Here is an 11,873-nt window from a genome sequence, read left to right on the forward strand (position 1 = left end):
GACACGCCGTCCTCGCATTACGGTTTGCCAATGGGAACCGCCCCCGACTCGCGTCTGACCGTCACCTCCGAGGTCGGCCAGCTACGGACGGTGCTGCTGCACCGCCCCGGCGCAGAACTACGCCGCCTCACCCCCAGCAACAACGACCAGCTGCTTTTCGACGGAATCCCCTGGGTCGAACGCGCACAAGCCGAACACGACGCCTTCGCCACCGTACTGCGCGACCGCGGCGTGGAAGTGCTGTTGTTGGCAGATCTGCTGACCGAAACCCTCAGTGCCAGTGGCGCAGCCAGGATCCAGGGCATCTCGGCGGCGGTCGACGCCCGCAGGCTCGGCCACGGCCTGGCCGATCAGCTCGCCGCCGAACTGCGCAAAATCGACGCCCCCGCACTCGCCGACATCCTGATGGCCGGGATGACCTTCGACGAACTGCCGTTCGGCCCCGACGCCGCCTCGCTGGTGCGGCGCATGCACCACGGCGGCGACTTCGTCATCGATCCGCTGCCGAATCTGCTGTTCACCCGCGATTCCTCGTTCTGGGTCGGTCCGAAGGTCGCGATCACCTCGCTGGCGCTGCCCGCCCGCAGCCGCGAGACCTCCATCACCGATCTCGTCTACGCGTTCCATCCGCGCTTCCTCGGCGTGCGACGGGCCTACGAATCGCATACCGCGCCGATCGAAGGCGGCGATGTGCTGCTGCTCGCCAAAGGCGTCGTCGCCGTCGGCGTCGGCGAGCGGACCACGCCCGCGGGCGCGGAAGCGTTGGCGCGCAGCCTGTTCGACGACGATCTCGCGCACACCGTGCTGGTGGTGCCGATCGCGCAGAATCGGGCGACCATGCATCTGGATACCGTCTGCACCATGGTCGACACCGATGCGGTGGTGATGTACCCGGGCGTGCGGAAATCCTTGGAGGCGTTCACGATCCGCCGTGAGGACGGCTTCTCCGGACGTGGTGACCTCGAACGCATCAGCATCAGCGGACCCGAGCCCTTCCTGCCCGCCGCCGCCGCGGCGATGGGCATCCCGAAGCTGCGGGTGATCGACACCGGCCGCGACGGACCCGACGCCGAACGCGAACAGTGGGACGACGGCAACAACACCCTCGCCCTGGAGCCGGGGGTGGTCGTGGCCTACGAACGCAACGAGATGACCAACTCGCGCCTGACCGAGGCGGGTATCGAGGTCGTCACCATCAGCGGCTCGGAGCTGGGCTCCGGCCGCGGCGGCCCCCGCTGCATGTCCTGCCCGCTGTCCCGAGACGAGGTGTGAGCGCCGTGTTCCACGTCGAGCTGTCCGCTGATTCCACCCAGCCGCCCTACGAGCAGTTGCGCACGGCCGTGATCGACCAGGTCCGCGCGGGCACGCTCACCGCGGGCACCAAGATTCCCACGGTCCGCGCGCTGGCCGCCGAGCTCGGCATCGCCCCCAACACCGTCGCCCGCGCCTACCGTGAGCTGGAAGCCGACGGCGTCCTCGAAACCCGCGGCCGCCAAGGCTCTTTCATCGCCTCCTCCGGCGACCCGACCCGCGACATAGCCAGCCGCGCCGCCGTCGACTACGTGACCACGATCCGGCGACTCGGACTCGACGACGCCGACGCGATCGAATTCGTCCACCGCGCCATGGACTGACTGCCTCCCCTACCGCCAACTCGGCAGCCAGAGGTGGTCCTGCCAGTTCTGCGGCGTGATGGCCTGACCCGTGAGGATCGGCCACAGCCAGACGAAGTTGGCGATCACCAAGCCCAGATAGATGCTCACGATCAGCAAGCCGAGCGCGTACCGCTCGTTCACCGGGGCGGGCAGATAGGTGCCCGTGGGACTGCGCGGTATCCCCGCTGGTCTCGCCGAGCCGAGGATGTCACCGAGCGCCAGCGCCATCCCCATCACCAGGAACGGTGCGAGCACCACCGCGTAGAAGAAGTACATCTGCCGGTCCAGCGTGAGGAACCACGGCAGCAGCCCGGCGCCGTAGCCCACCAGCACCGCCGCGTAGCGCCAGTCGCGCCGCACGATCGACCGCCACACCATCCAGCCGATCAGGGGCAGCGCCGGCCACCACAGCGCGGGCGTGCCGACGGCCATCACGGCCTTCACGCACTGCGCTTCGCCGCAACCGGTGACCGTGCCGTCGGCGTAGTAGTAGAGCATCGGACGCAGGCCCATCGGCCAGGTCCACGGCTTGGATTCCCACGGATGGTGGTTGCCGGCCGAATTGGTGAGGCTGGAATGGAAGTCGAGGGTCTCGCCCTGGTAGTACCAGAGCGAACGCAGCGCGGCGGGCAGGAACGCGAACGTGCCGCCGCTGCCCACCTGATTGCCCACCGCGTACCGGAACACTCCGTTCTCGCTGGCGAACCACGCCCAGTACGAGGACAGATACACCACCAGCGGAATCACCACCAGCGCGTACAGCGCGGGCCCCACGTCGCGGATCATCGTGCCGAGCCACGGCTTGCGCACCCCGTACGCGCGGCGCGCGCTCACGTCGAAGGCCACGCTCAGCAGGCCGAAGAACATGATGTAGTAGATGCCCGACCATTTGGTGCCGCACGCCAGCCCGAGCAGCACTCCCGCGCCGAACCGCCACCAGCGCACGCCGAGTCGCGGGCCCCAGTCCGAGACGCCGACCCGGCCTGCCAGGTCCGCGCGAGCCATGCGCTCGCGGACTTCGTCGCGGTCGACTATCAGACAGCCGAAAGCGGCGGTCACCAGCAGCGACATGAAGATGTCGAGCATGCCGATCCGCGAGGAGACGAAGGTCAGCCCCTCGGCGATGAGCAGCACTCCGGCGAACGCGCCGATCAGCGTCGACCGTGCCATCCGACGCACGATCCGCACCACGAGCAGCACCAGGATCGTGCCCGCCAGCGCCGCGGTGCCGCGCCAGCCCCACGCGTTGTAGCCGAAGATCGCCTCGCTGATGGCGATGAACTGTTTGCCGACGGGTGGGTGTACCACCAGGCCGTAGGCGGGGTTGTCCTCCACACCGCCGCCGGTGACCATCTGCCAGGCCTGTGGGGCGTAGTGCTTTTCGTCGAAGACGGGGGTGCGCGCATCGGTCGGATAGTTCAGATTGACGAACCTGGTCAGCGCGGCGATGCAGGTGAGCACCGCGGTGACCAGCCAGCCACGTGCGGTGTCGAGCGGGCCGAAATCGGCGGCCGGGCGCAGCGGCGCGGGGCTCACCGACGCCGACACCGGACGCGACGGGGGCATCGCGCGCTCATCGGTCACCGGGATCACGCCCCGATCGTAGGCGGTGCGCCCACCGAAGTCCGACCCGACACTGTGCCCCCTCGTTTCCCCACCTACGCGCGCACAGCGCCCGCGCGCTCGCCTGACAGAATGGATCGGGCGCCATCTGCTCATCGCACGCACCGCTCGCCGTACTCATCGCCTGCGGCCCCAAAATACCGGAGAGGCGGGACAACACTGTGTTGGTCTTAGCGGCAACCCCCATGGGCGATATCGGCGACGCGTCGCAGCGACTGCGCGACGCGCTCGGTTCGGCCGACGTGGTCGCCGCCGAGGACACCCGCCGCACGAAATCACTCGCGAAGTCGCTCGGCGTCGAGATCACCGGCCGCGTCGTGAGCTTCTACGACCACGTGGAAACCGCCCGCATCCCCGCCCTGCTCGACGATATCGCGAGCGGCCTGACAGTCCTGCTGGTGACCGACGCGGGCATGCCGTCGGTGAGCGACCCCGGCTACCGGCTGGTCGCCGCCGCCGTCGAACGCGATCTGCCGGTCACCTGCCTGCCCGGCCCCTCCGCGGTCACCACCGCGTTGGCCCTGTCCGGCCTGCCGGTGGAACGTTTCTGTTTCGACGGCTTCGCCCCGCGTAAGGGCGGCCAGCGCCGAGAGTGGCTGCGCACCCTGGCCTCCGAACAACGGGCCATCGTCTTCTTCGAGGCCCCACACCGCCTCGCCGAGTGCATGACCGACGCGGTCACCGTCCTCGGCCCCGACCGCCGTGCCGCCATCTGTCGCGAACTCACCAAAACCTATGAGGAAGTCGTGCGCGGCACCCTCGGCGAACTGGCCGCCTGGGCCGCCGACGGGGCCCGCGGCGAGATCACCGTGGTTCTCGAAGGCTCCCAACCGGTTTCGGCCGAGCCCGCCGAGTTGGTCGACGAGGTCGAGACATTGGTGGCCGGTGGAATGCGGCTCAAGGACGCGTGCGCCGAAGTCTCGGCCGGCCGAGGCGCCTCCCGTCGCGAGCTCTACGACGCCGTGCTGGCGGCCCGGTCCGCCGAAGCCTGACCGGGCCTCAGCGGCCCAGCACCGCGAGCATCCCCGCGACAGCGCGCGGCCAGCCGAACTGTTCGGCTCGGGAGCGGGCGGCGAGGCGGCGGCCGGAGGTCGGCATGGCCAGGACATCGGTGACGGCTCGGGCGAAGGCACGGGGTCGGTCGGCGGCAATGGCTCCGCATTCGGCGGTGACGATGTCGGCGAGCGCGGAGGAACGGCTGGCCACTACCGGGGTGCCCGCGGCCAATGCCTCCAGGGCCGCGAGGCCGAAGGTTTCGTGCGGGCCGGGTGCCAGTGAAACATCTGCGGTGGCAAGGAGTTTCGCCACCATCGCGCGTTCGTTGATGAAGCCGGTGAAGTGGACCGCCGGTTCACCACCCGGGAGGGCGGGCAGGGTGCGGGCGCGGCGTTCGAGTGATTCGCGGCGGGGGCCGTCACCCGCGACGACCAGTCGGGCAGGTACCCCGGCGCGGTGCAGGGCGCCGACCGCTTCGATGCTGCGGTCCACACGTTTCTCCACCGACAGTCGTCCGCAGTGCACCAGCATCGGATGTCCGGCGACCCCGAGATCGGCGCGCAGGCCGAGGTCACGGCGGCGAGGACTGAACAGGTCGAGGTCGACGCCGAGCGGCACCAGTTCCACGTTCGGCGCACCGATCCGCAGGAACTCCTCGCGCGCGAAATCGGTGGTGCACACGACCATGTCGTAGTCGGCGGCCGTGCGCCGATTGGCCACATCGGCGCAGCGGCGCGCGGCGGGCCCTGGCAGGAACTGGCCGAGCAGCCGGTCGAGGCGCTCGTGCGAGATCATCACGCTCGCGATCCCACGACGTCGGGCCCACCGGCCGAAACCGCGCAGCGTGAGCCGGTCCGACACCTCGAGCACATCCGGCGACAACCCGGACAGCACATCGGCCACCCGGCGCGGATCAGCCGCCCGATAACCACCGGTCCACGGAATCCCCACTGCGGGCAGGGTAATTCGCAGCGCACCCGTGGGCAGCACCTCTTCCGAACGACGCGACCCCGGCACGATCAGCACCACCTCGTGCCCCGCCGCCACATACCCCTCACCCAGGTGGTGCAGGGCAGTGCGCAACCCACCCGATCGCGGGCCGTAGAAATTGGCTAGCTGCACGATGCGCACCCGCCGATCGTCGCGCCGTGCGGGTTACCTACGGCTCCCGCCCGAGGAACGGGAGGTGAACAGCGTCGAAAGATGCGACAACCCATGGTCGGGTATCCATACCAGGAGGATCAGGCAGCCGGCGAGAACCCGTGCTCCGAACCATACGCAGCGATCAGGCCTCGCCTGGGCGATCACTACCGGCCGGCCAGACCCGCAACAACCCGTGACCGGTGGCAGCAGTGGTGATTGTCACCAGTTCGGCGTCCGCGCGGATCCAATCCCCTTCCGCGAAGCGCACCCGCACCGAGAGTCGCCGTGCGGCGCCCGGCTGCCGGGCAGCGTCGGCGCAGACCGCACGCAGCGCGGCGAAATCGGTGGGGTCGATGATCGGTCGCTCCACCGCCCACCGGTCCAGTGGAGGGAGCGGATCTGCTGCCCATTCGTAGATGATCCCACTGGACAACAGGATGATGCCGACGCCGACACCACTGTGCTGCGACACCGCGCGCAGCATCGCCGTGTCGGGGCCGACGGTCGCAGCGTCATCGCCGAGTTCGGGGAGCGCGTGCATCAGCCCACTCACTCTGCCCTGGTCGGGTCGCGCTCTTGCCACCATCTGGAATCGGCGAACGACGTCGTCGTCACCGAGCACATCGACCTCGCCCTGCCAGTGCCCGCCCGGTTCCAGCTCGGTGGCCATGTCGAAATAGTCGACCCTGCCGTCGAAGCGAACCATCCGCCCGAACGCGTCGGGCGGCGTGCGCACCACCTGCACCTGCTCCGATTCCCTGGCGAAGACGAGTTCTTCCAAACCGGGGCCGTGGTGAGCGAGTTCGGTGACCGCGTCCCAATCCCAGGCAGCGACCCGTCGTTTCGGCCGCACCGGCGTATCCACCGGACCGATCCAGATCTGGACGCCGTGGACCCCGCCGAACGCGCACCGGATCGGCTCGGCCAGCACCACGCTGTCACCCACGACCGTGCGTTGCGGGTCCCCCGAAGCCGCGCATCGCCGACCAGCTTCGACAACGAGACGGGCACGCGCCGGACCTACGCTACGGTGCAGGCGCGCAGCCACGGTCCACGGTTTGGCCTGGGCGTCTTCGGCAACGAGAGTGGGTTCGAGATCTCCGGCGAGGGTCTCCAGCAGCAGCCATCTACCGAGTGACACGTCCGTGATCAGTTCGGTCCTACGCCGCGGCCCGCGCGTGGCAGGTCGAGATCGAGCGGGATGCGGCCCTCCCGTAGCTGCGTCTCGACTTCTTCGGCGGGCATGGGCCGTGCGATCAGGAAGCCCTGCGCGCGATAGCAGCCGAGGCCGACGAGCGTGCGGGCCGCCATCGCCGTCTCGACGCCCTCGCCGACCACGCCGAGGCCGAACGAACCGGCAAGTCCGATAATCGATTTCACGATCGCCAGGTCGTCGTTGCTGTCGCCGAGGCGCTGTACGAACCCGCGGTCGATCTTCACCGCGTCCACCGGCAGCGCCTTGAGATGCGACAGTGAGCTGTAGCCGGTGCCGAAATCATCGATGGCGATTTGCACGCCCATTCGCTTGAGTCCGCGCAACGTGAGCCGGGTGCGGACCAGGTCTTGCACCACAACGTGTTCGGTGATCTCGAGGCAGACCGAACTGCCGTCGATGCCGAACATGTGCAGGACATCCTCGATTCGTTCGACGAAATCCGCCGAAACCAGCTGCACCGGAGAGACATTGATCCGGATCACGACATTCGAGGCCAGGCCGCGCCTGCGCCAATCAGCGAACTGCGCACAGGCGGAGCGGATCACCCACCGGCCGAGTTCGCCGGCCAGGTTGGTGGCCTCGGCGACCGAGACGAACGCACCGGGCGGCAACAGCCCTCGGGTGGGATGCTGCCAGCGCACCAGCGCCTCCAGCGCGACGATCCGGCCGGTGCGCAGGTCGACCTCGGGTTGGTAGTGCAGCACCAGCGACCCGTCCGACACCGCGGTGCGCAGGTTGAGCTCCACGTCGTCCTGCAGTTCGAACTGCGCGCGCATGGCATCGGTGAACACCGCTACCCCGTTGCCGCCGCCGGACTTCGCCGACAACAGCGCGTGATCGGCGCGGCGCAGCACATCCGACACCGAGGTCTCCCCGGGAATGCCCAGCGCTACACCGACACTCACACCCCGACTCACCGATTCCTGCCCCACCGAGACGCGGCGGCCGATGAGCTCCTGGATACGGGTCGCCTCCAGCTCGGCGGCGACGGCGTCCATCGGCGTCGCGGGCACGATCACGAACTCGTCGCCCCCGAGCCGGGCGATCATGTCGGTGGGCTCCAGATTCTGGCGCAGTCTGTGCGCCAGGGTGCGGATGAAGTTGTCGCCCGCACTGTGGCCGAGGAAATCGTTGAGCGCTTTGAGCCGGTCCAGGTCGAGGAAGAAGGTAGCGATCGGGCCCTCGTTGCCCGGCTGCAGCCGCTGTTCCATGTATTCGAGCAGGGCGCGGCGATTGGCCAGCCCGGTCAGGTCATCGTGCAGGGCGATGTAGCGCAGCTGTTCCTCCGCCACCACACGCGCCTGTAACTGGGCGAACAGAGCGGCGATCGCCTTGAGTACGTTGAGCTCCCGGTTGCTCCACGCGCGGTCACCCATCTTCACGAAGCCGAGCACGCCGGTCGACTCGCCGCGCGAGACCAGCGGCACGCAGGCCATGGCGACCTCCGGGATGCCCGAGGACTTGCGGATCGTCTCCTGATAGTCGGCGCTGTCCGTGCCGGGCCGCACGACCAGCGGTTCGACGGCGTATTCGAGCACCCGGAAGACCGAATCGGCGTGCTCGAATTCGACGACGCGCAGCGGATCGGGATCTGGGATATCGGCGCGAGGTGACCATTCCGCGATGAGGACGGTCGCACGCCGCGCACGGTCGGTGTGGCGTAAGTAGCTCACATCGACATCGAAGTGCTCGACCAGGGCGGCGAGCACACGCTCGCTCACCGCCACCATGGTCGTGGCGTCGACACCCATCAACTCGGAGGCGACCTGTGTCACCAGTGAGTCGAGCGTTTGCCGAGGCACGTTGTCTCCGATCCGCGCTATCCGTCGTTGCTACTGCCGGGCACCGGCACAGTCCTACTGCCGGGCACCGGCAACCGTCGACTGCGAACGCTCGCAGCCGCGGCGTAGCTCAGACGAAGAACCAATGCCACGTTCTCATCCTCAGGGATTCCCAGCAGGTCCAGGAAACGTCTCTGAATGCTGGCAAGTGTATCTGTGAACTCGGGAGAAACGCTGCGCAAATCATCCCGCCGGTCGGCATAGAGGAACACCGGCGACACCGGCTGCACCGCCAGACCCAGCAGGTGCGCACGTAACCACACCCTCTCCACCGCGGCGCCGGCCCGTGCGTAATCGGCCAGATCCGGTCCGCCGTCGCCGACAGCGAAGGTGATCGCGACCAGTGCGGAGCTGGCCCGCACGCGATCGACGGTGAACTCGCCCAGCGCCGAACCCGCCGACCACTCGCGTAACCGATCCATGACATCGGTGCGGCGCCCGACCTGCATCTTCGCCAGTTCGTCCGGGGCGGGTTCGAGCGTGCGCACATCGATCCCGGTGGTCGAGTCCTCGCCCGGCCACCGCAATTCGGCATAGAGCTCTTCGTGGAGCTGGGGGGTGAGGTAGCGGACGCGATCGCTGGCGCCGAGCAGCAGTGCCGCCTCGGCGAGCGCATCGGTGTCGGTGATCGCGCGCACGCTCGCTCGCTCGGCCGCCGCGGCCACGGTCAGCGCGGGCAGGACCGATCCCTGCAGCGGCGTCGTGACGCCGAGGCGGCGGTTGGTGTGTCTGGCGAGCGCGAGCGGATAGTCGGCGGCGAGGTCGGGGTCGGCGCCCGCGCGCAGCCGCAATCGGGCGATCAAGGGGGCCGCCGGGTCGTCGACGATCAGTTCCTGGTCGGCGAGCAAGCCGTGTGCGGCGGCGGCCGCGCGGGCGTTGTGCAGTGCGGCGCCCACCGCGACGGCGCTGCCACGCAGGCGCACGTCCATGGCGGTGGTCGCAGCGGGGTCGAGGACGAGCTCGATCGTGGAGGTGTCGCCGCGCAACCGCCACGGCTGGACATTGCCCCCCGATGGTGCGCGCTGGGCGCAGGCGAGAATCGCCTCGACCGGGTCGGCAGGCGGCGGTTCGACGGGCTCGTCGACGACGGCGCCGACGCCGTCGTCGAGATAGCCGGGTTCAGCGAGGGAGTCCAGGGTCGCCTCGAGATCGACCCGGGTCCGGCCGGAGGACAACTTGGCGCCGAGCCCGATCCGGCGGACGGCCGCGGTCACGATCGCGGCGCCCAGCTGCACGTCACTGCCGAGTTGTGGCCAGGTGGTGATCGTTTCACCGATCTCGGCAAGACTGGCCGCCATTCGCGACGACAGTTGTCCCGGGTCGAGAATCCGCAGCACGTGCGGCGCCTTGGCCTTGGTGTCGAGGCCGGCCAACTGTTCGCCGGTGGTCGCGCCGAGCAGTCCGTGGAACGGTTCGCGATCGGGTTCGAGGTCGTATCGCTCTACGTCGAACAGCCCACGGTCACTGGTTTCCATCAGCAGCGGGATCCGGTGCCTGCGCGCGGCCTCGCGGACCGCGAATTTGATGTCGAGGGAATCGCATTCCTCCACCACCACCGAGAGCCCGTCGAGGAACTCGTCGACGGTGTCGGCCAGCACGCCCGCGGGCCAGATCTCGACCGGCAGGAAGGGGTCGAGTTCGGCGATCCGGCGCGCGGTGACGACGGACTTGTTCACGCCGACATCGAACAGTCCGCCCGGTACCCGATTCAGATTAGACAGTTCGATCGTGTCGAAGTCGGCGAGGCGAAGCAGCCCGCAGCCGCCCTCGAGCGCGAGGGTGTAGGCGATCGAATGGCCGACGCTCTGCCCGACGACGCCGACGACCAACTGGGCGAGGCGCTGTTGTTCGCCGATGGTGAGTTTGTTGCGGTTACGGTCCGAGCGGATCGCCCGGAACGCGGCAGGTCCGAGGATCGCGACCAGAGCGCGCCGCCACGGGTAGTAGATCCAGCGTTCCTCGGCGGGGTCGATCCCGGCCGGCAACCCGGTCAGCCGATCCAGTTCGGCACGCAGCCCCGTGCGCAGGTCTTCGGTGCGCACACCGGCTCGGCCTGCCAGCTGCCGCAGGGTTGCCGCGTCGGTGGGGTCGGTCGGATCGAGGACGAGGGGGCGATGATCCATCGCCGGATATTCAGGGTCGGTCATGGAGCGAGCCGGCCCCGCACCCGGAGCACCTCGACCGATTCGGTGCGACGGTGAATGCTCCGCAACCTCGCTCCAGCCCGCATAGCTTTGTCAGCCATCGTGTTCCTACTCCGTGCTCAACGCCTGCGCGCGGTCGGCGTCCTTCCGATGCCAACTCGTGCAGTATCCGTCATTCCGAAGGAATGCACCATACGAGTGGCTAATTTTCCGGTAACCTTCTGAGCCAGTTGAAATAATCCCAGGTCAGAACGGGTGAACGCACGTAAGGTGAACGAGTCCAAACCGATCGGTTCGAATTCGGCTAACTTTCAGCTATCGACAGTGATCGACACGAACAATTCCACCGTGTCGGGGCCGTGCCACACTTCGATCTCCTCGCGGTAGGCGCGGGAGATCTCGGCCGACGCCGTCGCGTCGTCGACTTGGGCCCATACGTCTTCCACCGGGTCGTGATAGTCACCGTTGGGCGCGAAACGGGCGTAGATGCCCTTGGGGACGCGCAGCATGAGATCGCCCACCGGCACGTCGGCCGGAGTCGCGTATTCGCGCGCGACCAGCGCGTTCCAGTTGCCCGCCGGATCGGGGACGTAGACGGTGTGCAGCGGTTCGCCGGCGCCGGGCCGGTCGCGCAGTCGGTCCTTGAGGAACTCGATCAGATCGCTGTTGCTCACTTTGAAGCTCGGATGCACCCGGGGCACGGCCAAGCCGCCGTACAGCGCCGCGCCGCGGACCACGATCGAATAGGTCATCGCGGGTCGACCGCCAGGTACAGGTCGATCTTGTAGGCGTGCGGATAGCACTCGAAATCGCCGGTGAAGGTGCGCTTGATCTGGTTGTGCTCCTCGGCGTAGGCGATCTGGGTCCACAGATCCGTCATCACCTGCGGGAAGTTGCCGACCGAGGAGAATCGCGCGTAGGCGCCGCGCGGCAGCCGAGCCGCCAGATGCCCACGAGTCACCTGATCGAGCGATGCGCACTGATAACCCACGATCTGGGTGTTGTAGGTGCTCAGCTCGCCGGTGTAGTCGGTGTAGGCGCTGGCCAGTGGCCCGCCCAGATCCTGATGCAAGACCGCCGACCATGCCGCTTCGAGGTCACGGTCGCGGAGCTCACCGAGTGCGCGTTTGGGACTGCGAACCGGAAGACCGGCCACCCAGGTCTCGTCCCGCTCGACGATTTCGAACTGCAATTGACGACTCTCTCGAAGGGTCCTGCTCGGGTTGCGCAATGCTATCAAACCCCACCCTAACCA

10 protein-coding genes are annotated in these 11,873 nt (G+C 68.3%); 3 read left to right on the forward strand and 7 right to left on the reverse strand.

From position 1 onward, the window contains the following. Window positions 1-30 precede the first annotated feature (30 nt). Window positions 31-1,272: an arginine deiminase gene (arcA, locus tag QX204_RS27295; protein WP_301903410.1), complete on the forward strand. Its 1,242-nt coding sequence runs from the start codon at window positions 31-33 to the stop codon at window positions 1,270-1,272. A gap of 5 nt (window positions 1,273-1,277) precedes the next feature. Beyond that, window positions 1,278-1,634, forward strand: a complete 357-nt coding sequence (locus QX204_RS27300) for a GntR family transcriptional regulator (RefSeq protein WP_301903411.1) — start codon at window positions 1,278-1,280, stop codon at window positions 1,632-1,634. A gap of 9 nt (window positions 1,635-1,643) precedes the next feature. On the opposite strand, the gene QX204_RS27305 is transcribed toward QX204_RS27300, so the two are convergent. Continuing rightward, window positions 1,644-3,248 carry a dolichyl-phosphate-mannose--protein mannosyltransferase gene (locus QX204_RS27305; protein ID WP_301903412.1) on the reverse strand — a complete coding sequence of 535 codons (1,605 nt, stop codon included), beginning with the start codon at window positions 3,246-3,248 and terminating at the stop codon, window positions 1,644-1,646. A 191-nt stretch (window positions 3,249-3,439) separates the two neighbouring features. On the opposite strand from QX204_RS27305, the gene rsmI reads away from it, so the two are divergent. Further along, window positions 3,440-4,270, forward strand: coding sequence for a 16S rRNA (cytidine(1402)-2'-O)-methyltransferase (gene rsmI, locus QX204_RS27310; RefSeq protein WP_268793516.1), 831 nt, complete (start codon window positions 3,440-3,442; stop codon window positions 4,268-4,270). A 7-nt stretch (window positions 4,271-4,277) separates the two neighbouring features. Here rsmI and QX204_RS27315 read toward each other — a convergent pair whose 3' ends face one another. The 6 genes from QX204_RS27315 to QX204_RS27340 form a co-directional block, all read right to left on the reverse strand. Continuing rightward, the gene (locus QX204_RS27315; RefSeq protein ID WP_301903414.1) at window positions 4,278-5,405 is read right to left on the reverse strand and encodes a glycosyltransferase; all 1,128 of its coding nucleotides are present in this window, start codon (window positions 5,403-5,405) and stop codon (window positions 4,278-4,280) included. Window positions 5,406-5,559: 154 nt separating this feature from the next. After that, window positions 5,560-6,558: a GAF domain-containing protein gene (locus tag QX204_RS27320; RefSeq protein WP_301903415.1), complete on the reverse strand. Its 999-nt coding sequence runs from the start codon at window positions 6,556-6,558 to the stop codon at window positions 5,560-5,562. A gap of 8 nt (window positions 6,559-6,566) precedes the next feature. After that, window positions 6,567-8,384 (reverse strand): putative bifunctional diguanylate cyclase/phosphodiesterase, encoded by a 1,818-nt coding sequence (locus QX204_RS27325; RefSeq protein ID WP_301908130.1) that lies wholly within the window; start codon window positions 8,382-8,384, stop codon window positions 6,567-6,569. A 68-nt stretch (window positions 8,385-8,452) separates the two neighbouring features. After that, window positions 8,453-10,621, reverse strand: a complete 2,169-nt coding sequence (locus tag QX204_RS27330; RefSeq protein ID WP_301903416.1) for an Rv1355c family protein — start codon at window positions 10,619-10,621, stop codon at window positions 8,453-8,455. Between the two features lie 308 nt (window positions 10,622-10,929). Continuing rightward, window positions 10,930-11,370 carry a hypothetical protein gene (locus QX204_RS27335; protein WP_056813908.1) on the reverse strand — a complete coding sequence of 147 codons (441 nt, stop codon included), beginning with the start codon at window positions 11,368-11,370 and terminating at the stop codon, window positions 10,930-10,932. After that, the gene (locus QX204_RS27340) at window positions 11,367-11,810 is read right to left on the reverse strand and encodes a GyrI-like domain-containing protein (protein ID WP_301903417.1); all 444 of its coding nucleotides are present in this window, start codon (window positions 11,808-11,810) and stop codon (window positions 11,367-11,369) included. The genes QX204_RS27335 and QX204_RS27340 overlap by 4 nt, the downstream gene beginning before the upstream one ends. Window positions 11,811-11,873: the final 63 nt, after the last annotated feature.

Source organism: Nocardia sp. PE-7 (assembly GCF_030486425.1).
GTDB lineage: Bacteria > Actinomycetota > Actinomycetes > Mycobacteriales > Mycobacteriaceae > Nocardia > Nocardia salmonicida_A.